Origin of the sequence: Aeromicrobium panaciterrae (assembly GCF_039537165.1) — a bacterium.
Taxonomy (GTDB): domain Bacteria; phylum Actinomycetota; class Actinomycetes; order Propionibacteriales; family Nocardioidaceae; genus Aeromicrobium; species Aeromicrobium panaciterrae.
Genome location: NZ_BAAAZZ010000002.1, coordinates 2,629,079 through 2,654,426 on the forward strand (window position 1 = coordinate 2,629,079; position 25,348 = coordinate 2,654,426).

Genomic DNA, 25,348 nt, shown 5'->3' on the forward strand with positions numbered 1-25,348 from the left:
TCACATCGGACCGCCTCGATCCGGCGCCTCGCGCCGTGGGATGGTGGATCCGCACCCCTAACTCACAGGAGGGTCCCTCGTGACCAAGATCGTTGTCGCGGTCAAGTACGTCCCCGACGCCACCGCCAACCGTACGTTCAGTGCCGACAACACCGTCGACCGCGACGGCGTTGACGGACTGCTCTCGGAGCTCGACGAGTATGCCGTTGAACAGGCACTCCAGATCGTCGAGGCCGGAGAGGGCGAAGTCACCGTCCTGACCGTCGGCCCCGACGACGCAGCCGATGCGATACGCAAGGCCCTGCAGATGGGCGCCGACGCCGGCGTCCACGTCAAGGACGATGCGATCCACGGTTCCGACGCCTTCGCGACGTCGCTCGTGCTGGCCGAGGCCATCAAGAAGCTCGACTACGACCTGCTGTTCTTCGGCATGACCTCGACCGACGGTGGCATGGGTGTCGTACCCACGCTGGTTGCCGAGCGCCTCGGCGTACCGGCCGTCACCTTCGCCTCCGAGGTCACCGTCGACGGTGACACGGTCAAGATCCGCCGTGACGGCGACGTCGCCGCGCAGACCATCGAGGCGACCGGCAAGGTCGTCGTCAGCGTCACCGACCAGACGGGTGAGGCTCGCTACCCGTCGTTCAAGGGCATCATGGCCGCCAAGAAGAAGGACGTCCAGGAATGGAGCCTCGCCGACCTCGGCCTCGACGCCGGGAGCGTCGGTCTCGACAACGCCTGGACCAAGGTTGAGTCGTTCGAGCCCCGCCCGCCGCGCACTGCCGGCGAGATCGTGACCGATGAGGGAGACGGCGGCACCAAGCTCGCCGAGTTCCTTGCCTCCAAGAAGTTCGTCTGAGAAGGAACCCGAACCCATGACTGAAGTTCTCGTAGTCGTCGACCACGTCGACGGAGCCGTTGCCAAGCCCACCCTCGAGCTGCTGACGATCGCCAAGCGTCTCGGTGAGCCGTCCGCCGTCTACTTCGGTGGCGGGCCCGTGCCGTCCGTGCTCGCCGAGCACGGTGCCGAGAAGATCTACCAGCTCGACGACGCGGCCTACACCGATTACCTGGTCGCCCCCAAGGCCGAGGCCATCGCCAAGATCGCGGCAGACTCCTCGCCCGCAGCCGTGCTGTTGTCCTCGAGCGCCGAGGGCAAGGAGATCGCGGCACGTGTCGCGCTCAAGACCGAGTCGGGTCTCATCACCGACGCCGTCGACGTCACCGCTGACGGCGTGACCACCCAGTCGGTGTTCGCGGGCAACTTCACGGTGCAGTCCAAGGTCACCAAGGGTGCCGCGGTCATCACGGTCAAGCCCAACTCCGCCAACCCCGAGGCATCTGCAGGAGCTGGCGCGGTTGAGGCCGTATCGGTCGACATCTCCGAGGCAGCCAAGGGCGCCAAGGTGACCGACTCGCAGCCCAAGGCCGAGTCGGGTCGCCCCGAGCTCACCGAGGCCGCGATCGTGGTCGCTGGTGGCCGTGGAACCGGTGGAGACTTCTCCGAGGTCGAGGCGTTCGCCGACTCGCTCGGTGCAGCCGTCGGCGCCTCGCGCGCCGCGGTCGACTCCGGCTGGTATCCGCACTCGTTCCAGATCGGCCAGACCGGCAAGACGGTCTCGCCACAGCTGTACGTCGCGAACGGCATCTCCGGTGCCATCCAGCACCGCGCCGGCATGCAGACGTCCAAGACGATCATCGCGGTCAACAAGGACGACGAAGCACCGATCTTCGAGCTGGTCGACTTCGGCGTCGTGGGAGACCTCAAGACCGTTCTGCCGCAGGCCACGGACGAGATCAAGAAGCGCAAGGGCTGATTCCTCAGCCCCACACGTACGGCCGGTCCCACACGGGGCCGGCCGTACGTGCGTCCTGACCCGACAGGATCGGGTGAGATGACCCGCAGGGGCTATTGACTTTCGACGGTCATCTGGTCGACTCCGGGCCGCCTGAGTTTGGTAACACTTTGATTACGGAGCCCTTCCGCGCTGTTCGGTGAGCCACGGTCAGTGATAGCAATGGGGGGCGCGCGCTTCAGTGTGCACACACAATCACAGGAGGAATCCATGCGACTCTCTCGGCGTACACGCCTTGCGGGCGTGGCATTCGTCGCTGTCGGCAGCCTGACATTGGCGGCCTGCGGCGGCGGAAGCGACGACAAGTCCGGCGGAAGCGATTCGGTCATCACGGTCTACGGGACCAACCCGCAGAACCCGCTGATCCCGACGGCCACCAACGAAGTCGGTGGCGGCGACCCGCTTGACAACCTCTTCTCGGGTCTCGTCGCTTACAACACCGACGGATCGGTCACCAACGAGGTCGCTGAGTCCATCGAGCCCGACGCAGCCAAGAAGGTCTGGACCGTCAAGATCAAGTCCGGCCAGAAGTTCACCGATGGCGAGGCCATCACGGCAGAGTCGTTCGTCAAGGCCTGGAACTACGGTGCCAACCCGGCCAACAAGCAGCTCAACAACTACTTCTTCTACCCGATCGAGGGCACCGACGACGTCGGCAACACCGTCGAGGGTGCTGACTCGGTCTCGGGTCTGAAGATCGTCGACGACACGACGTTCACCATCACGCTGAAGTCGGCGGAGTCGGACTTCCCGCTCCGTCTCGGCTACTCGGCCTACTTCCCGGTTCCTGCCAAGGCCTACGGTCCCGACGGCAAGATCACCAAGGAGTGGGGCGAGCACCCGATCGGCAACGGCCCCTACAAGCTGACGAAGTCCGGCTGGGAGCGCAACAAGCAGATCTCGCTTGAGCCCAACCCCGACTACAAGGGCGTCCACAAGCCGAAGAACGGCGGACTGGTGTTCAAGTTCTACGCAGGTGGCGGAACCGACGCGGCATACACCGACGTCCAGTCCGGCAACCTCGACGTCCTCGACCAGGTGCCGCCGAGTGCGCTCACCACGTTCGAGAGCGATGACAAGGTCGCGGCTTACAACGAGCCCGGCTCGAGCTTCTCGTCGCTGACGATCCCGGAGAAGCTGGCTCACTTCGATGGTGCTGAGGGTGACCTGCGTCGTGCGGCCATCTCGATGGCGATCAACCGTCCCGAGATCACCGAGAAGATCTTCAACAACGCCCGCACACCCGCGAAGGACTTCACGTCGCCCGTGCTCGACGGCTGGAGCGAAGATGTTGCCGGCAACGATGTCCTGACCTTCAACGCCGAAGAGGCCAAGAAGAAGTGGGCAGAGGCCGACAAGATCTCCAAGTGGGACGGCAAGTTCGTCGTCGCCTACAACGCCGACGGCGCTGGCAACAAGGAGTTCACCGAGGCGATGACCAACCAGGTCAAGAACGTCCTGGGCATCACCGCCGAGCCGAAGGTCTACCCGACGTTCGACGAGCTCCGCAAGGAAGTCACTGATCGCACGATCAAGACGGCCTTCCGTACCGGTTGGCAGGCCGACTACCCGTCGATGCTCAACTACCTCGGTCCGATCTACGCCACCGGCGCAGGTTCGAACGACGGTGACTACACCAACCCGGCTTTCGACAAGCTGATCTCCGAGGCTTCGGCCGCTGAGGGCGACGCTCGTTACAAGCTGATCGGTGAGGCTCAGGCGATCCTCATGAAGGAACTGCCGGCCATCCCGCTGTGGTACCAGAACGCCACCGCAGTGACGAACAAGAAGCTCGATGGCTTCAAGTTCAACTGGAAGCAGAAGCCCGACTACTACGCGCTCACCAAGTAGTAGCCAGGTCCGACCAACGGACGGGGGCAGCCACCTGGCTGCCCCCGTCTCGTCGGGCCTACCAGGCGGACGGTTCGGCACGGGGAGTACCGTGGCGCCATCCGTGATCTGCCCTTCCACGGACTCAAGGAGGCCAACCCATGTGGTGGTACGTCGCCAAGCGGTTGCTGCAAACCATTCCAGTATTCCTGGGCGCCACGCTGATCCTCTTCATCTTGCTGAAGCTGCGACCGGGTGACCCCATCCTCAACCTGGCCGGCAACAAGCCGGTCTCCCCAGAGGTGCGCGACGCACTTGCTGCGCAGTACCACCTCGACGACCCGCTGTTCGTCCAGTGGTTCCAGTTCGCCAAGAACGCCCTGACCTTCAACTTCGGCGAGACATTCGCCGGTCAACCCGTCTTCGACCTGATCAAGCAGACCTTCCCGGTCACCGTCGTCCTCGCCCTCATGGCGCTCACGATCGACGCAGTCCTGGGCATCGGCATCGGTACGATCGCCGGCCTGCGACGCAATGGCTGGTTCGACTCGAGCGCGCTCGTCGTCTCCCTGCTCCTGATCTCGATCCCGATCTTCGTGGTCGGCTTCGTGATGCAGCTGATCTTCGGTGTCAAGCTGGGCTGGACCTCACCGACCGTCGGAAGCGACTGGAGCGTTGGTGACCTGCTGCTGCCGGCGATCGTGCTGGCCATTGCCAACTTCGCCTACACGATCCGCCTGACTCGCACCTCGGTCGCCGAGAACCTCAGCGCCGACCACGTGCGTACGGCCCGTGCCAAGGGCCTGTCGGAGCGGTTGGTCATCCGCAACCACGTGCTCCGCAACTCGCTGGTGCCGGTCGTCACCTACATCGGCATCAACCTCGGATCGCTGATGGCGGGCGCCATCATCACCGAGACCATCTTCAACGTCCCCGGCATCGGCAACGCCGCCTACACGGCGATCGCGAAGGGTGAGACCGCCACGGTCGTCGCCATCGTGACGTTCATGGTCATGGTCTACGTGCTCATGAGCCTGCTGGTGGACCTGATCTACGCCGTACTCGACCCGAGGATCCGCTATGTCTGAGACCCGAGTAGGTCAGGAACGATTCGTCGCGCCGATCGAGGAGACCCCGCTGCGGGCCATCGACGCGGTCAACGTCGACGAAGTTCCTGAAAACCAATGGAAAGAAGCCTGGAAGCGACTTCGTACGTCGTTCCTGTTCTGGTTCGCCGTACTGATCCTCGCGGTGATCGCCGCGATGATCTTCTTCCCGAGTCTCTTCACCGACGTGCCGGCCAACACGACCCCCAAGCTGGAGAACAGCTTCGGTCCCGCGTCCGACGGCCATCCGTTCGGCTTCACCCGGCAGGGTGAGGACGTCTGGGCCAACGCGGTCTACGGAGCGCGTGCCTCGGTCGCGGTCGGCGTGCTGACCACCATCTTCACGACGATCCTCGGCATGGTGACCGGCGCGATCGCCGGTTTCTACGGTGGCATCACCGACTCGCTGATCTCGCGCTTCAGCGACATCTTCTTCTCGATCCCGCTGCTGCTCGCCTGCATCGTCGTGATCTCGGTCCTCAACAACACGTTCCCCGATCGTGGGTTCTGGGGATCGGTCTTCGTGGTGGTGATGGCCCTGGCCCTGTTCGCCTGGCCACAGATCACCCGGCAGATGAGAGGCGCGGTGCTCGAGATCAAGAATCTCGAGTTCGTCGACGCAGCCACGGCGATCGGTGCCTCGAAGATGAAGAACCTTCGTCGCCACATCGTGCCCAACGCGCTGGCCCCGGTGATCGTGACGGCGACGATCTCGCTCGGCGTGTTCATCGTCGCGGAGGCGTCGCTGTCCTTCCTGGGCCTCGGACTTCCGCAGGGTGTCGCTTCGTGGGGCAACGACCTGTCGGACGCACAGCTGCAGGTTCGTTCCGGCCAGCACCTCAACGTGATGTACGTGCCAGCGGCCACCCTGGCCATCACGGTCCTGGGATTCATCCTGCTGGGTGAGGCCGTCCGTGAAGCCCTCGACCCGAAGGCGAGGAAGAAGTGAACGACTCAGCACCTCTCCTAAAAGTCGACAACCTCAGCGTCGGCTTCCGCGCCGGCAAGGAGATCCTCACGGCGGTCGACGAGGCCAACCTGACGATCTACCCGGGGCAGACCATCGCGATCGTCGGCGAGTCGGGCTCCGGCAAGTCGACCCTTGCGCATGCCGTGATCGGGCTGCTGCCCGGCACCGGCAAGGTGACGGGCGGATCCATCCAGTTCGAGGGCAAGGACATCAGCCACGCAGGCAAGGGCGAGATCCTGGCGTTGCGCGGCTCCTCCATCGGCTTGGTGCCGCAGGACCCGATGTCCAACCTCAACCCGCTGTGGCGGGTCGGCTCGCAGATCAAGGAAGCGCTCGTCGCCAACGGTGTCGCCACCGGCGCGGCGGCCGACAAGCGCGTCGTCGAGCTCCTCGAGGAGGCAGGCCTGCCTGACGCCGAGCGTCGTGCACGTCAGTACCCCCACGAGTTCTCAGGCGGCATGCGCCAGCGTGCCCTGATCGCGATGGGCCTGGCGGCACGTCCCAAGCTGCTGATCGCCGATGAGCCGACCTCGGCCCTTGACGTGACGGTGCAGAAGCAGATCCTCGACCACCTCGACAAGCTCACCGACGACCTGGGTGTCGCGGTCATGCTGATCACGCACGACCTGGGTCTCGCCGCCGAGCGTGCCGACCACCTGGTCGTGATGTATCGCGGCCGCGTCGTCGAGTCGGGTCCCGCCCGGGCGATCCTGCAGAACCCCGAGCACCCCTACACCAAGCGGCTCGTGTCGAAGGCGCCCTCGCTGGCATCGCAGCGGCTGTCGTCGATCAAGGCGCGCGCCGAGGTGCGCGAGCAGGCCGTACAGACCGCTGCCGAGATCGCCGCGGAGGTCGCGCACAGCTCGACCGAGTTCGGTGAGGGCAAGGCCGACATCCTCCAGGTGGACGATCTCACCAAGGTGTTCTCCCTGCGGGGCAAGAAGCCGTGGGAGAAGATTCCGTTCACGGCGGTCGACAGCGTGTCGTTCAAGCTCAAGCGCGGGACGACGACGGCGATCGTGGGGGAGTCCGGTTCGGGCAAGTCGACGGTCGCTCGCATGGTCCTCGACCTGTTGCCGCCGTCGTCGGGCCGGGTCTTGTTCGATGGCCACGACCTGCGCGAGCTCAAGACCAAGCAGGAGCGACTGCGCCTGCGTCGTCAGATGCAGCCGGTGTTCCAGAACCCGTACGCATCGCTCGACCCGCTCTACTCGATCTACAAGTCGATCGAGGAGCCGCTGCGCACGCACGACGTCGGCACCGGCAAGCAGCGAGAGACCCGCGTACGTGAGCTGCTCGACCGCGTCGCACTGCCGACGACCGTGATGTCGCGCTACCCGGGCGAGCTGTCGGGCGGTCAGCGCCAGCGCGTCGCGATCGCGCGTGCCCTGGCGCTCGAGCCCGAGGTCGTCATCTGCGACGAGGCTGTCTCGGCGCTCGACGTCCTGGTCCAGGCGCAGATCCTGGAGCTGCTCAACGACCTGCAGGCCGAGCTGGGCCTGAGCTACCTGTTCATCACGCACGATCTCGCGGTGGTCCGCCAGATCGCTGACAACGTGCTGGTCATGCAGGACGGCAAGGTCGTCGAGGCTGCGCCGGTGTCGGAGGTGTTCGACAACCCGCGCGAGGACTACACGCGCAAGCTGCTCGACGCGATTCCCGGTGCCTCGATCGAGCTGGGCAAATAGGTCTCAACACCCGACCCGCCGAAGTGACGTACTAAGCATTTCGGCGGGTTGCTCTATTCGAACAGATGTTCGAAGATGGGTGAATGACGGTCGCCATCTCACCTGCATCTGATCCGCTCAGCGAGCTGCGTGAGCGCGTCAACCAGATGCAGGGCCGACCGGCATCCCAGCCGGTGGCGACACATCCTGCACTCGCAGGACTGCTGCAGCTGCAGACCGGATCGAGCTATGGAGTCGATTCGGCGAGCCTGGCGATCGCCCTGATGGCGGGCCCGTCGGCCGACGGCGCCTGGTGCGGGATCGTCGGCTCGGCGGAGCTGGGGCTCGAGGCGGCTGCAGCAGCCGGCGTCGAGCTGCGCCGTACGATCCTGGTCCCCGATCCCGGTGACGCCTGGCTCGAGGTGACCGCCGCACTGGTCGACGTGCTCGGCGTCGTGGTCCTGCGGGCACCCTCCCACGTGTCAGACGGCGAGGTGGCCCGCCTCAGTGCCCGGCTGCGGCAGCGCGGGGCGATCCTCATCGCCTGGGGTGACTGGCCCCGGTGCGAGGCGCGGTTGTCGATGCGCGATGCCCAGTGGGGCGGGTTGGGCCGCGGTCACGGCCACCTGCAAGCCCGTCGGGTGACGGTCGACGTACGCCGTGGCACCGCGCCGCCACGGTCGGGACGACTCTGGCTGCCTGATGCCGATCTGGCCATCCGCCGGGTCGATTCGGGAGAGCCTGCTGTGCTGCGGAGCGTCAGCTGATGTCTCGCACGATGGTGATGTGGGCGCCGGACTGGCCGATCGTCGCCGCCGACCTGCCGTCGTCGGTGCCTGCTGCGGTGCTCGACAGGGGGCTGGTGCTGGCGTGCTCCCAGGCGGCACGGGCGGAGGGCGTACGCCGTGGCATGCGTCGCCGCGACGCCCAGTCACGCTGCCCCGACCTGGTGCTGCACGACTACAACGCCGACGCCGATGCCAGTGGCTTCGAGGCGGTGCTGACCGCGATCGAGGCGCTGAGTCCCGGTGTCGCACCGCTGCGGCCCGGACTGTGCGCGCTGCGGGTGCCGAGCCGCTTCTACGGCGGCGAGGCCGAGGCAGCGGCGGTGATCGCCGAGCGGCTGGTCGGCCTCGGGGTGTGGGACGTACGCATCGGCATCGCCGACGGACTGTTCGCCGCCGAGCTCGCCGCCCGCCGGGCACTGGCGCAGGACAGCCTCGCGATCCCGCGGGGCGGCTCGGCGCACTTCCTGCGTGACCTCCCGATCGACGCACTCGGTGATGCAGATCTTGTGGGGCTGCTGCGGCGCATGGGCCTGCGGACCCTCGGTGACTTCGCCGGGCTGCCGGCCGCCGACGTGCACACGCGCTTCGGCTCGCACGGTGAGCTGCTGCACCGGCTGGCTCGCGGACTCGACCCGCAGCCGGTCGGCCGTCGGCAGGTGCCACCAGAGCTCGACGCGACGCTGCTGCTGGAGCCACCGCTCGAGCTGATCGAGCCGATCGCGTTCAGCCTGCGCACCACCGCCGAGGGCTTCGTCCAGGGCCTCGCCGCGCACGGACTGGTGTGCACGACGGTGCTGATCGAGGTCGACGCCGACGGCTCGCTGGCGACGGCCCGGCGCTGGATGCATCCGCGCTGGTTCGGTGCCACCGACCTGATCGACCGGGTCCGATGGCAATTGCAAGCCGATGGCGCCGTACGCGCACCCGTCGACGCCGTGCGCCTCATCCCCGAGGTCACCGAGCCGCTCGGCGATCATGCCGACAGCCTGTTCGGTGGGGGGCCCGACGAGCGGGTCGAGCGTGGCGTGGCCCGGGTGCAGAGCATCGTCGGCCACGAGGCGGTGGTGTCGGCGTCGGTGCAGGGTGGGCGTAGTCCTGCCGATCGGCGACTCCTGGTGCCGTGGGGGGAGCGGATCGTGGCCAAGAGGCCTGCAGGCCTGCCGTGGCCCGGGAGCCTGCCGCCGCCCGCTCCGGCCACGGTCTATGCCGAGCCGCAGGAGGCGCTGGTCGTCGGTGCCGAGGGTCAGCCGATCGGGGTCACCGGCCGTGGTGTGGTCACGGGGGAGCCGGCCAGGTTCAGGGCAGCCGTCGGCAGCGACTGGCAGCCGGTCGCGTCGTGGGCGGGACCGTGGCCGGTCGACGAGCAGTGGTGGGACGAGGCGTCGTCACGGCGACTGGCCCGGTTCCAGGTCGTCGGCGTCGACGGCAGTGCCTGGCTGATGATCGTCGAGAACGGCCAGTGGTGGACTGAAGCGAGATACGACTGATGGGTTGGAACAATCCCGACATCTCCTGGCGAGAGCTCGAGCGGCGGCTCTCGGGCCGTACGCTGCCCAGCGATCGCCCGATGCCCGATGGCGGTGACGGTCCGGGGTTCTCACGCAAGCGCCCGACGTACGAGCCGGGCGAGCAGGTACGCCGCCCCGACGGACCTGTCGTCCCCTATGCGGAGCTGCACGCGCACAGCAACTTCAGCTTCCTCGACGGCGCCAGCGGACCCGATGCGCTGGTGGAGGAGGCGATCACCCTGGGCTTGCACGGACTCGCGCTCACCGACCACGACGGGTTCCACGGGGCACCGCTGTTCGCCGAGATCGCCCAGAAGTACCACGCAGAAGCTCTCAAGACGATCTATGGCTCCGAGCTGTCCCTGGGGCTGAGCGGACCGCAGAACGGTGTCGCCGATCCCGAGGGCAGCCACCTGCTGGTGCTGGCCCGTGGCGTCGAGGGCTATCACCGGCTCGCCGGCGCCATGACCGAGGCGTTCTTCCGCGGTGACGAGAAGGGTCGTCCCGTCTACGACCTCGACGAGCTCTCGGCGATGGGCCGTGACCACTGGTTGGTGCTGACGGGCTGCCGCAAGGGTGCCGTACGCCAGGCGCTCGCGGCCGGTGGGCGCGAGGCGGCTGCCCGCGAGCTCGACCGGCTGACGGCGCTGTTCGGGCACGACAACGTCGTGGTCGAGCTGATCGACCACGGCTACCCGACCGACACCGCCACCAACGACACCCTGGCCGGGCTCGCCGCCGATCATGGGCTGCGGATCGTGGCGACCAACAACGTGCACTACGCCAAGCCCGCGGGGCATCAGCTCGCCGCCGCGACCGCCGCCGTACGCGCCCGGCGCAGCCTGACCGACATGGACGGCTGGTTGCCGACCTCGAGCGCGGCCCACCTGCGATCGGGCGCCGAGATGCAGCGGCGGTTTGCGCGCTACCCCGGAGCCGTACAGCACAGCGTGACGCTCGCCGACGAGATCGCCTTCGACCTGCGCGCCGCCACCCCGCGCCTGCCGAGGCGTGGCATCCCCGAGGGTCACACCGCCATGAGCTGGCTGCGTGAGCTGGCCGATCGCGGTATCCGTACGCGCTATGCCCACGACATCGACGAGGCGCGGATGCGCATCGAGCGCGAGCTGGCCGTGATCGAGGAGAAGGACTTCCCGGGCTACTTCCTGATCGTCCACGACATCGTCCAGGAGGCCAAGCGGCGCAAGATCCTGTGCCAGGGCCGAGGATCGTCGGCCAACTCCGCGCTCTGCTACGCACTGGGCATCACCGCGGTCGACTCGATCTTCTACAACCTGCCGTTCGAGCGTTTCCTCGCCACGACCCGCGAGGAGGAGCCCGACATCGACGTCGACTTCGACTCGGCCCGGCGTGAGGAGGTCATCCAGTGGGTCTACGAGACCTATGGCCGGCACAATGCCGCCCAGGTCGCCAACATCATCAGCTATCGCCCGCGTTCGGCCGTACGCGATGCCGCCAAGGCGCTGGGCTACTCGACCGGCCAGCAGGATGCGTGGTCGAAGCAGATCGACGCGTGGAGCTCGATCTCGGCCGACGAGACGTCGGAGGTGCCGAAGCAGGTCGTCGACCTGGCCAACCAGCTGATCAAGGCGCCGAGGCACCTTGGCATCCACTCGGGCGGGATGATCCTGACCGAGCGGCCCATCGGTGAGGTGTGCCCCATCGAACGCGGCCGGATGAAGGACCGCACGGTCCTGCAGTGGGACAAGGATGCCTGCGAGTGGATGGGACTGGTCAAGTTCGACCTGCTGGGCCTCGGCATGCTCGGTGCGCTCAACCACACGCTCGAGATCGTCCGTGAGCACCTGGGGGAGGACCTGGACCTCGACACGATCCCCAGGGAGGAGGCGGCGGTCTACGACATGTTGTGCCGGGCCGACTCGATCGGCGTGTTCCAGGTCGAGAGCCGCGCCCAGGTCGGTACGCTCCCGCGGCTGCAGCCGCGCTCCTACTACGACCTCGCGATCGAGATCGCGCTGATCCGGCCCGGGCCGATCCAGGGCGGCGCGGTGCACCCCTACATCCGCCGGGCGACCGGCAAGGAGGAGGTGACCTATCCGCACCCGATCCTCCGGCCGGTGCTGGAGCGCACCAAGGGTGTGCCGTTGTTCCAGGAGCAGCTGATGCAGATGGCGATCGCGATCGGCGACTGCACCGGCGACGAGGCCGATCTGCTGCGCCGGGCGATGGGCTCCAAGCGCGGGATCGAGCGCATCGAGTCACTGCGCGAGAAGCTCTACGCGGGCATGGCCGGGCACGGACTCAGCGAGGAGGAGTCCGACGCGATCTATCTCAAGATCCAGTCGTTCGCCAACTTCGGCTTCGCCGAGAGCCACGCACTCAGCTTCGCACTGCTGGTCTATGCCAGCTCGTGGCTCAAGCTGCACTATCCCGGCGCCTTCCTCGCGGCGCTGCTGCGCAACCAGCCGATGGGGTTCTACTCGCCGCAGTCGTTGGTCACCGATGCCCGCCATCACGGCGTCACGGTGCTGCGTCCCGACATCATCCACTCGGGCGCCGTGGCCGACCTCGAACCGGGCGCGGCAGGTCCGACGGGTCGGGATGAGTGCCTCGAGCGGGTGCAGCCCACGGTGGGGAAGTTCGTACGCGGCACCCCCGATCCGACGCCGGAGCACCGTCGTGACGGTGGCTTCGCCGTACGGCTCGGGCTCGACGAGGTGCAGGGTCTCGGCACCGAGGTCGCCGAGCGCATCGTCGCCGTACGCGCCGAGCGGCCCTTCGCCGACATGGCCGACGTGGCACGCCGGGCGGAGCTGACGGTTGCCCAGATGGAGTCGCTCGCCACGGCTGGAGCGTTCGACGGCTTCGGCATCACCCGACGTCAGGCGCTCTGGAACGCCGGCTATGCCGAGCGCGCCGATCAGCTCGAGGGCACCTCGGTGACCCTGCCGCCCCCGACGCTGCCGGGGATGAGCGACGTCGAGCTGACGATGGCCGATCTCTGGGCCACCCGCATCTCACCCGAGACGCATCCCATCGAGCACCTGCGGCCGCTGCTGGAGAGCGAGGGCATCTACTCCGTCGGTGGTCTCGCAGCGGCGGAGTCGGGACGCCGGGTCAAGGTCGCCGGGCTCATCACGCACCGGCAGCGACCGGCGACCGCGGTCGGGGTCACGTTCCTCAACATCGAGGACGAGACCGGCATGCTCAACGTCGTGTGCTCGGAGGCGTTGTGGAGGCGCTATCGCCGGGTGGGTCGCAATGCCGCGGGCATGATCATCCGCGGCAAGCTCGAGCGGTACGAAGGCGTCACCAACCTGGTCGCCGACAAGCTCGAGCGCATCGAGACGGTCTATCCGCAGGCGGCTGCTGCGATCCCGGCCAAACACAGCGGCCGCAACTTCCGGTAGGAAGCTGCGGCCGCATGGTCTGTCTCGATCAGACGACGACGCCCTCTGGTACGTCGTCGACGATCTCGTGGTGCTTGACGTTCAGGAAGATCCAGACGATTGCGGAGGCGACCCAGATCATGAACGCACCGACCAGGAAGGCGTGTGTCGCACCTGAGGTGAACGCGCCCTGACCGACCAGGTCGCTGATGCGCTGCTGGACGTCGGCCGACGGAGCAGGTCCGCCGCCACCGGACAACGCCGCCGAGATGTCGGCCGCCTTGTCGCGGGTGAAGTGGACGGCCACGGTCGAGAGGCCGGCGAGGCCGATGGCGCCACCCACCTGCTGCATCGTGTTGAGCACGCCGGAGCCGATGCCCGAGTCCTCGTCGGGGATGCCGTGGACCGCGACGAGCATCATCGACACGAACGTCAAGCCCATGCCGAACGACATCAGCACGACCCACGGGGCGATCGCTGTCCAGTAGTTGATGCCGTCTCCGACGTGTCCGCCGTTGGTGGCGAGGCTGAGGAGGTTGGCGGCGCTGTCGTCGACCGTGATCTGCGAGAACATGAACAGCGCGACGCCGGCGAGCACGGTGCCCGTACCAGCCAGCCACCTCGGGTCGATCCTGGCGATCAGCTTCGACGACGTCGTGGCACCGGCGATCATGCCGACGCAGAACGGCAGGAAGGCGAAACCGGTACGCAGTGGGCTGTAGCCCATCACGTTCTGGACCAGCAGCGACAGGAAGAAGAACATCGCGAACATCGCTGCGGGCGTGATCATCATCGAGACCAGTGCGGTGGCACGGGCACGGCTGGCGAAGATGCTGAGCGGGAGAAGCGGGTTCTTGACGTTGCGCTCGATCAGCACGAATGCGACCAGCAGGATGGCAGCCACAACCAGGGTGACGATCGTTCCGGTGTCGCCCCAGCCGTAACGTGAGTCTCCGGCGCGGGACAGTCCGTAGACCAGCGACACGAGGCCGAGCGTTCCGGAGAGCGCACCGGGGATGTCGAGCGCGATGCGCTGCGGCTGGCTCTCGTTGAGGAATCGAGGGGCGATGAACGCTGCGAACAGGCCGATCGGGACGTTGATCAGGAAGGTCAGGCGCCAGCCTTCGAGGCCACTGACCTCGAGGCCGGTGAGCCAGCCACCGAGGATCAGGCCGATCGCGGCACCGACACCCGACAGCGCGGCGTAGACCGAGAAGGCACGGTTGCGCAGCGGACCGGCGGGGAACGTCGTCGAGATCAGTGCGAGTGCTGCGGGAGCGGCCATGGCAGCACCGACGCCCTGCAGGGCCCGCGAGCTGAGCAGCATCGCCTCGTTCTGGGCGAGACCACCCAGCGCGGACGCCACCGAGAACAGGACGAGGCCGGTCATGAAGATGCGGCGACGACCGTAGAGGTCAGCCAGACGTCCACCCAGCAGGAGGAGTCCACCGAACGCCAGCGCGTAGCCCGTGACGATCCACTGGAGGTTGTTCTGGGTGATGTCGAGGTCGTGCCCGATGTAGGGGAGTGCGATGTTGGCGATCGTGCTGTCGAGCACGACCATGAGCTGGGCCATGCAGATGACGACGAGCGCCCATCCCAGCTTCTCGTTGGAGGTCGAGGACTCCTCGACCGTGGCTGTCGTTGTCATGAATTGTCCTTGGGGGTGGAGGGGTGGAGGACTGCAGGGAGGATGATCTCGTCGATCGCATGCGTGATGCTCTCGGCCGTGGGTGACTCGCCGAGGATGAACTGGCGGTGCAGGACGATGCCGGCGAGAGCAGCGCCCATCAGGTCGACATCGATGTCGCTGCGGATCTCGCCGCGCGCCTCGGCTCGCTCGAAGAGCAGACGAGAACGCTCGACCTTGGGCCCGATGAACTTCGTACGGAACCCTTCGGCGAACTCAGCGTCACGACCGAGTGCGGTGATGACGCTGCTGAACATCGAGATCTGCCGCTCGTCGGCGAGCCCGCCATGGCCGCAGTACGACGCGATGAGGTCGCCGCGCAGCGTGCCGGTGTTGGGTGCCTCTTCGATGGGGCCCTTCTGGGCCAGGAGCGCCTCGAGCACGAGGCTGGCCTTGGTGTCCCAGCGGCGGTAGAGCGTGGCCTTGGATGCGCGCGCCGCCGAGGCCACCGCGTCCATCGTCAACCGGTCGTATCCGACCTCCGCGAGGACGTCGAGGGTCGCGTCGAAAATTTCCTGCTCACGCTCGCCCTCCACACGGGGTCGGGCGGCGGCTGCTACTTCTGCCGGGGTCATGGGAGCTCCTGGATGGAACGAAACTGTTTCGTACTATTCGACGGTACGACATCGTTCCATCCCTGCGCAACACGGCTCCATGTGACCTGCCGCACAGGCCGGATGCTGACCTAGAAGTAGTCGAGAATGTGCACCTGGCGACCGCCGAAGGCGGCATCCCAGGTCTCGTCGTCTGCGACGTCGCCGCCCGTGAGCTGGCTCGTGCTGCGCAGGTTGGCGCACGACTGGGCGCCGGCGTAGAGCGCGGCAAGACCCTGCGGTGTCAGCTCGCGGGTGTCCTGGTGGTCAGCGACCGCGCATTGGCCCGTGCCGCCGGAGAGTGTCAGGACCCGCGTCTGCCCGTCGACACTGAACGGCAGCTCGGCGGTGACGGCCCGTGGAAAGCCACGCTGCGACAGTGCGGCATCGACGTCGAGGACGCGCAGCATGTAGGGCGTCGACGAGGTGACCTTCCAGTGCGAGGTCGGCAGCAGCAGGCGTACGGCGTCGTCGCCGGAGGTGCGTATCGTCGTCGTGGGCGCGACTCCGGAGAAGCTGCCGAGAGTTGTGAGCAGGCCCCGGTAGGCGTCGGCATCGCGGGCGACCAGGTCGAGCACCTCGATCGTGGCGTCGTCGCCATAACCCTCGCCGCGGTTCCAGGCGGCGTAGCCGGTGACGGCGCCACTGCCATCGACCGCGACCGTCACGCCGCTGAGTGAGGCCAGCCCGTCGGCGTCGAGACCACCCATCGACGGACTCGTACGGGTGAGGGCGCCGTTCTGCTCGGCAGCCCACGCGTCGTAGACCGCGCGGATCGCATCGAGGTCGTCGGCTGTTGCCCGGCGAATGGATGCCGAGGACCGAGGGAGCCCGGTGAGGGTCGACGTCGGGATGCTGGCGATGGTGAGGTCGGTGATGCGCTCGTAGCCCAGGCCGCGGTAGATGCGCGGTGCCGTGGGGAACAGTGCTGAGACGACGGAGCCGCGGTCGAGTGCCGAGGCGAGCAGGGCGTCGAGCAACGGTCGCAGGATCCCGCGCCCGCGGTATTCGGCCGTGACGCCGACGAATGCGACTCCGGCCGTCGCGATCGCCACGCCGCCGAACCACGAGTGGAACTCCCGGTTGATCGCTTGGGCGACCAGTAGCCCGCCGTCGAATGCGCCGAACCACTCGCGACCTTCGCGGGTCGAGGACGGCAGATCCTCGTCAGGAGTCGGCGGATTGCCGAAGCTCTCCGCACCCAGGCGCATCGCCTGTTTCATGTCGGCGTCGGTCAGCTGGCGTATCTCGAGGTCCACGCGTTCATCCTGCCGCACCCCTCGGACAGTGCGAAAAATCCCGCCCACTAAAGGTTGACATGACTTTAAGGTCCGGCTTAGAGTCGTGGTGACACTAAGTCAGGAGGCGGGACATGACGATCGAGACGCAGGTCGACCAGCGAGTCTCACTCGCCGTCTCCACCGTGATCTTCGCGCTCCGCCCGCACCCCACGACGGGCCTGGTGACGCTGTGGCTGCCGCTCGTACGCCGCATCCGCGAGCCCTATGAGGGGCAGTGGGCGCTCCCGGGTGGACCGCTCGAGGCCGACGAAGACCTCGCCGCCAGTGCACAGCACACCCTCGAACGTACGACGGGTCTCACGCCCAACTACCTCGAGCAGCTCTACGCGTTCGGCAGCCTTGACCGTTCGCCGGATGACCGAGTCGTCTCGATCGTCTACTGGGCGCTGGTCCAGCCCGACGAGGTCGCCCGAGCCGTCGACGGCGAGAACGTCGAGTGGTTCGTCGCTGACGAGCTGCCGCCGCTGGCGTTCGACCACTCCGAGATCGTCGCGTACGCGCTGGCTCGGTTGCGCGCCAAGATCACCTACACACCGATCGCATACGGCTTTCTCCCGCCCGAGTTCACCCTCGCCGAGCTGCGCGCGGTGCACGAGGCTGTGCTTCGTACGTCTCTCGATCCTGCCAACTTCCGCCGGCAGGTGCTCGCGAGCAACACGCTGGTGCCGACCGGCAACTGCCTCCAAGGCACCAGCCACCGACCCCCGGCGCTGTTCCGGTTCGCCGCCAGCGCACCCTCAACCGAGGAGAGCAGATGACCTCCGTCCACGACATCATCACCGCCGACCCCGCAGCGAGCTGCGACGTCGAGCTGGCCAAGGGCCCGTGGGAGTTCGACACGATCCCGGGCTACGGTCCGGGCAGCTCCGAGGACGACGTCATCCCGGACCCAGTCGTACGACCGGGTCAGCTGCCCGCGGTCTATCAGAAGATGAGCGATGACGAGCTCCATGCACGCATCCGCGCCGCCAAGGAGGCCCTCGGCAGCAAGCTCGTGATCCTCGGGCACTTCTACCAACGCGACGAGGTCATCCAGCACGCCGACTTCGTGGGCGACTCGTTCCAGCTCGCCAACGCCGCGCTGACGATGCCGGACGCCGAGGCCATCGTGTTCTGCGGTGTGCACTTCATGGCAGAGACGGCCGACATCCTGGCTCGTCCCGAGCAGCACGTCATCCTGCCCAATCTCGCGGCCGGTTGCTCGATGGCCGACATGGCCGACGAGGACACCGTCGAGGCGTGCTGGGAGGAGCTGATGGAGCTGTACGGCTCCGAGCCCGACGCCGACGGCAAGCAGCCGGTCATCCCGGTGACCTACATGAACTCCTCGGCGGCGCTCAAGGCGTTCTGCGGACGCAACGGCGGCATCGTCTGCACCTCGTCCAACGCCTCGACCGTCCTGGAGTGGGCGTTCGAACGGGGCCAGCGCGTGCTGTTCTTCCCCGACCAGCACCTCGGCCGCAACACCGCCAAGGCGATGGGCATCACGATGGACCAGATGCCGATGTGGAACCCGCGCAAGCCGCTCGGCGGACACAGCGAGCAGGTGCTGCTGGACGCCAAGGTGCTGCTGTGGCACGGCTTCTGCTCGGTGCACAAGCGCTTCACGGTCGGCCAGATCAACAAGGCCCGCGAGGAGTTCCCCGGCGTCAAGGTCATCGTCCACCCCGAGGCGCCGATGCCGGTCGTCGATGCGGCCGACGCCTCGGGCTCGACCGATGCGATCCGCAAGTTCGTCCAGGCGTCACAGCCCGGAGACACCATCGCGATCGGCACCGAGGTCAACATGGTCAACCGTCTCGCGGCGGAGTTCCCCGACCGTACGATCTTCTGCCTCGACCCCGTCGTGTGCCCGTGCTCGACGATGTATCGCATCCACCCCGGCTATCTCGCCTGGACCCTTGACGGCCTGGTCGAGGGGGACTACCGCAACGAGATCATCGTCGACGGTGACACCGCGACCCACGCCAAGGTGGCGCTCGAGCGGATGCTCGCTGCACTGCCCCAAGCTGCTCCCGTGATCGGAGACTGACATGCCCAGCATCATCGTCGTCGGCAGCGGGGTCGCTGGAATGACGGCTGCGCTCGAGGCCGTCGGCTCGTACGACGTCACGCTGCTGACCAAGGCGACGCTCGCACAGAGCAACACCAGGTTTGCGCAGGGCGGCGTGGCCGTGGTGATCGACAACATGGCGGATCCCGGCGCACCCAAGCTCGGCGACACGGTCGAGTCGCATGTCGACAACACGCTCGTGGCCGGTGCCGGCCTGTCCGACGAGGACACGGTCCGCATCCTGTGCGCCGAGGGGCCCGCCGCGATGGATGAGCTGATCGAGCGTGGCGTGAAGTTCGACCGCCACGACGGCCAGCTCTCGCACGGTCTCGAGGCGGCTCACGACTACCCCCGGATCCTGCACGCGGGCGGTGATGCCACGGGCGCCGGCATCGCGTACGCACTGATCGATCGGGTGCGTGAGAGCGACATCGACGTACAGACCCAGACGACCGTGGTCGACCTGGCCATCGAGGACGGCCGCTGCGTCGGTGTGACCCTGCTCGACGGCAAGGAGCTGCGCGCCGACCACGTGATCCTGGCGACCGGGGGAGCGGGACAGCTGTTCCCCTATACGACCAATCCCGCCGTCGCGACGGCCGACGGCCTGGGCATGGCGCTGCGAGCCGGTGTCGTCGCCGCCGACCTGGAGTTCTACCAGTTCCACCCGACGTCACTCGATGCTCCCGGCAACTTCCTGGTGTCCGAAGCCGTACGTGGCGAGGGCGCGACCCTGATCGACGCCGACGGCAAGCGATTCATGCTCGACGTGCACCCTGACGGTGAGCTCGCACCCCGCGATGTCGTCGCCCGTGGCATCGCGATGCAGATGGCGAAGCAGCCGGGAGTGCCCGTACGACTCGACGCGACGGCGCTTGGCGCGGAGTTCCTCGCCAAGCGCTTCCCCAACATCGATGCGGCCTGCCGTGCGCAGGGCTTCGACTGGGGCGAGGTGCCGATCCCGGTGACCCCGGCGGCGCACTACTACATGGGCGGCATCCGCACCGACGAGTGGGGACGTACCTCGCTCCCCGGGCTGTACGCCGTCGGCGAGGCCGCCTGCAACGGGCTGCACGGCGCAAACCGGCTGGCCTCCAACTCGTTGCTCGAGGGCGCGGTCTACGGCACACGGGTGATCGAGGGGATCGAGGGGATCGCCGACCCGCAGCCTGTCGCGGCCGCAGGTGACGACTGGCCCGCGCCGATCGCGGTCGACCTGCTCGACGACCCGTCGGCCGACGACGTCAACCGCACCGACCTGCAGCGCCTCATGTGGGACGCGGCAGGCCTCGCCCGCAACGGTGCTGACCTCACGGCGGCGATCACCAAGCTCAAGGGCTTCAAGGCCCCGACGGTCAACGACGCGAAGTCGGCCGAGGACGCCAACCTGCTGGTCGTCGCCCGTGCCGTGATGACGAGCGCGCTGGCCCGCGAGGAGTCGCGCGGCGGCCACTACCGCACCGACTTCCCGGAGACCGATCCCGCACAGGCACACCACTCGTCGGTGGTCGCAGATGCTTGAACGTCGCCACATCCAACGCATTGTCGACATGGCTCTCGACGAGGACGCGCCGTTCGGCGACCTGACGGGCCAGACCCTCGTACCCGCCACCGCGACGGCGACCGCCGACCTCGTGGCACGGGAGCCGGGCGTCTTCGCCGGCGCAGAGGTGTTCGAGGTCGCCATGACGACGCTCGATCCCGCCGTCACGGTGACGATGAAGGCCGCGGACGGCGACCGGTTCGGCCGGGGCACGGTGCTGGCCACGGTCAGCGGCCCCGCCCGGGCGGTGCTCCAGGCCGAACGGGTCGCCCTCAACCTCGTGCAACGCATGACCGGCATCGCGACGCTCACGGCGACGTACGTCGAGGCGGTTGCGGGTACGAACGCCCGCGTCGTCGACACCCGCAAGACCACGCCGGGCCTGCGCGCGCTGGAGCGTCACGCCGTACGTTGCGGCGGCGGGCACAACCACCGCTACTCGCTGTCGGATGCCGTGATGGCCAAGGACAACCACCTCGCCGTCATCGACGACCTGACGACGGCGCTCAAACAGGCGAAGGCCGACCTGCCGCACACGACGCACATCGAGGTCGAGGTCGACCGGCTCGACCAGATCGACGCCGTGCTCGCCTCCGGGGCGGCCGACACGATCATGCTCGACAACTTCTCGCTCGAGGACCTGCGTGCGGGCGTCGCCCAGATCGGCGACCAGGCGCTGGTCGAGGCCAGCGGCGGCATCACCCTCGACACGATCGCGGACGTCGCCGCGACCGGAGTCGACATCATCTCGGTTGGCGCGTTGACCCACAGCGTGCGCGCCCTCGACCTCGGGCTGGACATCACGGTGTCCTGAATGATCTATCTGGACGAGGCCGCCACGACTCCCTTGTCACGGGAAGTTCTTGAAGCGATGTGGCCCTACCTGAGCACCGAGTACGGCAATCCGTCGAGCCACCACGAGGTCGGCGACGCCGCCCGCCAGGCGCTTGAGCGGGCTCGCGCCGATGTCGCGGAAGTGCTGGGTGCCAAGGCCTCCGAGATCACGTTCACGTCCGGCGGCACCGAGTCCGACAACGCCGCGATCAAGGGCATCGCGCTCGCGGCTCCCCGGGGCAAGCACGTCATCGTGTCCGCCGTCGAGCATCCCGCGGTCCTCGAGTCGGCCGAGTGGCTGGGCCGGCTGGGCTACGAGATCACGGTGCTCGACGTCGACCACGAGGGGATCGTGGCGCCCGAGGCGCTGGAGACCGCGATCCGCGCGGACACGACGCTGGTGAGCATCCAGTACGCCAACAACGAGGTCGGCACGATCCAGCCGATCGCCGAGCTCGCCGCGATCGCCGGCGACACCCCGTTCCACACCGACGCCGTGCAGGCCGCGGGTTGGCTCGACCTCGACGTCGGCAGGCTCGGCATCCAGGCGATGAGCATCTCCGGGCACAAGCTCGGCGGTCCCAAGGGCATCGGTGTCCTGTACGTCCAGCGCCGCACCCGGTGGGAGCCGTTGATCCACGGCGGTGGCCAGGAGTCCGGGCGGCGATCCGGTACCGAGAACGTCGCATCGGCAGTCGGTATGTCCACCGCTCTGCGTTCTGCCGGTGGCTCACCCACCGCCACGATCGCCAAGCGCGACGACTTCATCCGTGAGGTGCTTGAGACGGTTCCCGGCGCCCGGCTCACCGGCCACCCGACACAACGGCTGCCCGGCAGCGCGTCGTTCGTGTTCCCCGGCACCAGCGGTGAGGCGATCCTCGTCGAGCTGGAGTCCCGAGGCATCGTCGTGTCCAGCGGATCCGCCTGTGCCGCCGGCAGTGACGAGCCGTCGCACGTCCTCACGGCAATGGGCTACGACCCCGAGACCGCGCAGACCGCCGTACGTTTCACGTTCGGCCGGGCCACCCGCCCCGCCGACCTCTCCACCGCCGCGGCAGACCTCGTACGAGCAGTCGCCGCCGTGACCGGTATTGGCGCCTGAGACGGTCAGGGGTCGGTTCGCCACGCCCCCGGGAGTCACCTAAACTCTGAAACGCGAGTCGCCTTCGGGTGCTCGCGAAACAACCAGCCCCGCAAAGGCTGTTCATGGATTCGTTCTGGGGGCTCATCGCATGACTGAGGAATCAACGCGCAACTCTGCGACCACGGTGCAGGACCGTCAGCGCCAGCGCGCGTCACGCGGCATCGGCACGAAGGCCGGCGCCAACGGGGTGGGCCCGTCGTTGCCCTCGCCGCCGCGTCGCCGTCGCCCGGCCCTGGGTGCGCTGGCCGTGTTGCTCATCGTCGGCGGGGCTGCACTCGCCGGCCTCCTCGCGCTGCGCCTCGACTCGCGCGAGCCCGTGATCGTGCTGAAGCAGGACGTCGCGGTCGGCACCCAGATCACCGCTGACATGCTCTCGACAGCCGAGGTCGCCAGCGAGGGGCTGATGCTGATTCCCGAGGACCAGGCCAACACCGTGATCGGCACCTACGCGCGTACGAGCCTCAGCTCGGGCCAGCTGCTCGACACCTCGATGCTGGTCAAGGGCGCACCCTTCAACACCACCGCAGTGCGTGTCGGCGTACCCCTGACGGAGGGTCAGGTCCCCGGCGACCTGCGATCCGGCGACCAGGTGCGCATCATCCGCATCAGCGACGGCTCCGCCGTCGCACAGCCCTTGGCGGTGGGCCTGTTCCTCACGTCGTCCAGCAAGGACGGCGACCGGTTCGGCGGGAGCGGCTCGAGCGCCAGCGCGACGCTCCTCGTACCCGCCACCGCCGCCGATGCCGTCGTCGACGCAGCCGGCAACGACAAGCTCGGTCTCGCACTCATCAAGCGCGGTGTGTCCGTCGAGGACGCCGGGCTCCTGACCCTGGGCAACTCCTGATGGCGCTCTTCTCATTCGTCTCGGCCAAGGGATCGCCAGGTGTGAGCCTGGCCGTCACCACGCTCGCCTCGATGTGGGCCGAGCCGGCGGTGGCGGCTGACCTCGATCCCATCGGTGGCGACATCGCGCTGCGCCATCGGGCGCCGGGTGGCATGCCGCTCGACGACGACCGCGGCCTCGTCTCGCTCGGAGCCGCCCTGCGTGGGGGCCACGCGGGTGAGCTCGACCAGCACCTACAGCCCACCGACGACGGTCTCCAGGTCCTGACCGGCGTCGCCTCGCCCGGACAGGTGCAGGGGCTCGGCACGTCCTGGCCGCACATCGCGACAGCCCTGCGTACCCATGACGCCGATGTGCTCGCCGACTGCGGCCGTTTCACGCCCGGCACACCGGTGATGCCGGTGATCGAGGCGTCGTCCGCCGTCGTGTTCGTCGCGAGGGGCGACCTCGAAGGCATCTCCCACCTGCGTCACCGCCTCGGCGCGCTGCAGGAGTCGGCCCGCATGGGCACGATCCCCGACCTGCGCGTGGGCTACGCACTCGTCGGCGACCCCGGCGACACCCGGGGAGCCCAGGACACCGAACGGCTGCTGGCGTCGTCGGGTCTCACGGCAGCTCCCTTGGGAGTCATCGCCTATGACCCGCGTACCGTCGCCGGGCTCCACACCGAGTCGCCGCGCAAGCTCCTGCGTTCGCTCTACATCCGGTCGCTGTTCGACGTGGCCGAGCGCGTACGAGCCCTCGCCGCAACCCGCAGCACCACGGGGGTGAGCTAGGACATGCCTCCCTGCTCCGATCCGGGCCGCGCGACCCCGCATCCCGCCCGGCGGCGTTATCGTCGGTCGACGGACAACCTCGGTCCGCCTTCCTCCTCTGCCTTGCCGGATCGGGCGCGGATGCCACGCGACCTGACCGAATCGGAACAAGGAGGCACGCCCTAGTGGACCAGCAGCTGCTGAGGCGACTGCGCGAGCAGGTCGCCGACACGCTTTCCCGCCAGCGTCGCGAGGACGCCGAGGCAGGCATCCCGCTGATGAGCTCCGACGACGAGCGGCAGTTCGCCCGTGCCGTCGTGTCGCGGGTGCTCGAGGCCCACGCGCGCAGCGAGATCGCCGCGGGCCGCACCCCGCCCGACCGCGCAGAGGAGGAAGAGCTCGCCTACGGCATCCACGCCGCGCTCTACGGCGTCGGCCGGCTGCAGCCGCTGCTCGACGACCCCGAGGTCGAGAACATCGACATCAACGGCTGCGACAACGTGTTCGTCGGCTACGCCAACGGCGAGGAACGCCGCCTCCCGCCGGTTGCCGAGTCCGACGACGAGCTGGTCGAGCTCGTCCAGGTGCTGGGTGCCTATTCCGGGCTCACCAGCCGCCCGTTCGACACGTCCAACCCCCAGCTCGACCTCCGACTGCCTGATGGCAGCCGGCTGTCCGCCGTGATGGGCGTGACCCAGCGGCCGTCGCTGTCGATCCGTCGTGCGCGACTGAGCCGGGTGTCGCTCGACATGCTCGTCGAGAGCCGCACCATGACGCCCGAGCTGGCGTCGTTCCTGTCGGCGGCCGTCGGTGCGCGCAAGAACATCATGATCGCCGGGGCCACCAACGCCGGCAAGACGACGCTGCTTCGTGCCCTGGCCAACGAGATCCCGCCGGGGGAGCGGCTCATCACGATCGAGCGTGCCCTCGAGCTGGGCCTCGGCGAGTTCACCGACCTGCACCCCAACGTCGTCGCGTTCGAGGAGCGCCTGCCCAACTCCGAGGGCCAGGGCGCCATCCAGATGGCTGAGCTCGTACGTCGCTCGCTGCGCATGAACCCCAACCGCGTCATCGTCGGCGAGGTGCTCGGTGACGAGATCGTCACGATGCTCAATGCGATGAGCCAGGGCAACGACGGCTCGCTGTCGACGATCCACGCCAACTCCTCGCTCGAGGTGTTCAACCGCATCTGCACCTACGCCATCCAGTCGGCGGAGCGGCTGCCGGCCGACGCGACGATGATGCTGATCGGCGGCGCGATCGACTTCGTGGTGTTCCTGGAGCGCCGCAACGAGTTCGACGAGGGCGGCTCGCTGCGTCGCGTGATCACCTCCGTACGCGAGGTCAACGGTGTCGACGGACGCGTGCTGTCGAGCGAGGTGTTCCGCGAAGGTCCCGGCGGTGAGATCGAGCCGGCCGCTGCCGTGAGCTGCCTCGACGAGCTGATCGCCGCGGGCTACCGGCCCGGGCTGTTCCAGGGCCAGGAGGTCTGAGC

At 67.8% G+C, this 25,348-nt stretch carries 20 protein-coding genes; 17 read left to right on the forward strand and 3 right to left on the reverse strand.

The genetic code is table 11. The annotated features are described in order from the left end of the window. Nucleotides 1-79: 79 nt before the first annotated feature. The 9 genes from ABD683_RS13825 (at nucleotide 80) to ABD683_RS13865 (ending at nucleotide 13,117) form a co-directional block, all read left to right on the forward strand. Nucleotides 80-859, forward strand: a complete 780-nt coding sequence (locus tag ABD683_RS13825; RefSeq protein ID WP_344770535.1) for an electron transfer flavoprotein subunit beta/FixA family protein — start codon at nucleotides 80-82, stop codon at nucleotides 857-859. Between the two features lie 16 nt (nucleotides 860-875). Beyond that, a complete protein-coding gene (locus ABD683_RS13830) occupies nucleotides 876-1,817 on the forward strand; it encodes an electron transfer flavoprotein subunit alpha/FixB family protein (protein WP_344770536.1) in 942 nt (313 codons plus the stop codon). Between the two features lie 249 nt (nucleotides 1,818-2,066). Further along, the gene (locus tag ABD683_RS13835) at nucleotides 2,067-3,707 is read left to right on the forward strand and encodes a peptide ABC transporter substrate-binding protein (RefSeq protein WP_344770537.1); all 1,641 of its coding nucleotides are present in this window, start codon (nucleotides 2,067-2,069) and stop codon (nucleotides 3,705-3,707) included. A 140-nt stretch (nucleotides 3,708-3,847) separates the two neighbouring features. After that, nucleotides 3,848-4,774: an ABC transporter permease gene (locus tag ABD683_RS13840; protein ID WP_344770538.1), complete on the forward strand. Its 927-nt coding sequence runs from the start codon at nucleotides 3,848-3,850 to the stop codon at nucleotides 4,772-4,774. Beyond that, on the forward strand, nucleotides 4,767-5,741 hold the full coding sequence (locus tag ABD683_RS13845) for an ABC transporter permease (RefSeq protein ID WP_344770539.1): 975 nt from the start codon (nucleotides 4,767-4,769) through the stop codon (nucleotides 5,739-5,741). The genes ABD683_RS13840 and ABD683_RS13845 overlap by 8 nt, the downstream gene beginning before the upstream one ends. Continuing rightward, on the forward strand, nucleotides 5,738-7,450 hold the full coding sequence (locus tag ABD683_RS13850; protein ID WP_344770540.1) for a dipeptide ABC transporter ATP-binding protein: 1,713 nt from the start codon (nucleotides 5,738-5,740) through the stop codon (nucleotides 7,448-7,450). Before ABD683_RS13845 ends, ABD683_RS13850 begins: the two co-directional genes overlap by 4 nt. Nucleotides 7,451-7,533: 83 nt before the next feature. Further along, nucleotides 7,534-8,196, forward strand: a complete 663-nt coding sequence (locus tag ABD683_RS13855; protein ID WP_344770541.1) for a hypothetical protein — start codon at nucleotides 7,534-7,536, stop codon at nucleotides 8,194-8,196. Beyond that, complete coding sequence (locus tag ABD683_RS13860; RefSeq protein ID WP_344770542.1) at nucleotides 8,196-9,704, forward strand: DNA polymerase Y family protein; 1,509 nt, start codon at nucleotides 8,196-8,198, stop codon at nucleotides 9,702-9,704. Before ABD683_RS13855 ends, ABD683_RS13860 begins: the two co-directional genes overlap by 1 nt. After that, nucleotides 9,704-13,117 (forward strand): error-prone DNA polymerase, encoded by a 3,414-nt coding sequence (locus ABD683_RS13865; RefSeq protein ID WP_344770543.1) that lies wholly within the window; start codon nucleotides 9,704-9,706, stop codon nucleotides 13,115-13,117. Before ABD683_RS13860 ends, ABD683_RS13865 begins: the two co-directional genes overlap by 1 nt. A 28-nt stretch (nucleotides 13,118-13,145) precedes the next feature. On the opposite strand, the gene ABD683_RS13870 is transcribed toward ABD683_RS13865, so the two are convergent. The 3 genes from ABD683_RS13870 to ABD683_RS13880 all read right to left on the reverse strand — a co-directional run bounded on the left by ABD683_RS13870 (nucleotide 13,146) and on the right by ABD683_RS13880 (nucleotide 16,638). Continuing rightward, nucleotides 13,146-14,747 (reverse strand): MFS transporter, encoded by a 1,602-nt coding sequence (locus ABD683_RS13870; protein WP_344770544.1) that lies wholly within the window; start codon nucleotides 14,745-14,747, stop codon nucleotides 13,146-13,148. Next, entirely contained in the window at nucleotides 14,744-15,361 is a 618-nt protein-coding gene (locus tag ABD683_RS13875; protein WP_344770545.1) for a TetR/AcrR family transcriptional regulator, read from the reverse strand. Before ABD683_RS13875 ends, ABD683_RS13870 begins: the two co-directional genes overlap by 4 nt. Nucleotides 15,362-15,471: 110 nt before the next feature. Further along, nucleotides 15,472-16,638, reverse strand: coding sequence for a GNAT family N-acetyltransferase (locus tag ABD683_RS13880; RefSeq protein WP_344770546.1), 1,167 nt, complete (start codon nucleotides 16,636-16,638; stop codon nucleotides 15,472-15,474). A 113-nt stretch (nucleotides 16,639-16,751) separates the two neighbouring features. Here ABD683_RS13880 and ABD683_RS13885 point away from each other — a divergent pair, with 113 nt between their 5' ends. The 8 genes from ABD683_RS13885 (at nucleotide 16,752) to ABD683_RS13920 (ending at nucleotide 25,346) form a co-directional block, all read left to right on the forward strand. Then, on the forward strand, nucleotides 16,752-17,438 hold the full coding sequence (locus ABD683_RS13885) for an NUDIX hydrolase (RefSeq protein WP_344770547.1): 687 nt from the start codon (nucleotides 16,752-16,754) through the stop codon (nucleotides 17,436-17,438). Further along, nucleotides 17,435-18,712, forward strand: a complete 1,278-nt coding sequence (gene nadA, locus ABD683_RS13890; protein ID WP_344770548.1) for a quinolinate synthase NadA — start codon at nucleotides 17,435-17,437, stop codon at nucleotides 18,710-18,712. Before ABD683_RS13885 ends, nadA begins: the two co-directional genes overlap by 4 nt. 1 nt (nucleotide 18,713) lies before the next feature. Continuing rightward, complete coding sequence (gene nadB, locus ABD683_RS13895; protein ID WP_344770549.1) at nucleotides 18,714-20,255, forward strand: L-aspartate oxidase; 1,542 nt, start codon at nucleotides 18,714-18,716, stop codon at nucleotides 20,253-20,255. Then, a complete protein-coding gene (gene nadC, locus ABD683_RS13900; protein ID WP_344770550.1) occupies nucleotides 20,248-21,090 on the forward strand; it encodes a carboxylating nicotinate-nucleotide diphosphorylase in 843 nt (280 codons plus the stop codon). Before nadB ends, nadC begins: the two co-directional genes overlap by 8 nt. Next, on the forward strand, nucleotides 21,091-22,212 hold the full coding sequence (locus tag ABD683_RS13905; protein ID WP_344770551.1) for a cysteine desulfurase family protein: 1,122 nt from the start codon (nucleotides 21,091-21,093) through the stop codon (nucleotides 22,210-22,212). A 130-nt stretch (nucleotides 22,213-22,342) separates the two neighbouring features. After that, entirely contained in the window at nucleotides 22,343-23,098 is a 756-nt protein-coding gene (locus ABD683_RS13910) for an SAF domain-containing protein (RefSeq protein ID WP_344770553.1), read from the forward strand. Next, on the forward strand, nucleotides 23,098-23,874 hold the full coding sequence (locus tag ABD683_RS13915; RefSeq protein ID WP_344770554.1) for a CpaE/TadZ family protein: 777 nt from the start codon (nucleotides 23,098-23,100) through the stop codon (nucleotides 23,872-23,874). Before ABD683_RS13910 ends, ABD683_RS13915 begins: the two co-directional genes overlap by 1 nt. Before the next feature lie 164 nt (nucleotides 23,875-24,038). Further along, entirely contained in the window at nucleotides 24,039-25,346 is a 1,308-nt protein-coding gene (locus tag ABD683_RS13920; RefSeq protein ID WP_344770555.1) for a TadA family conjugal transfer-associated ATPase, read from the forward strand. Nucleotides 25,347-25,348: the final 2 nt, after the last annotated feature.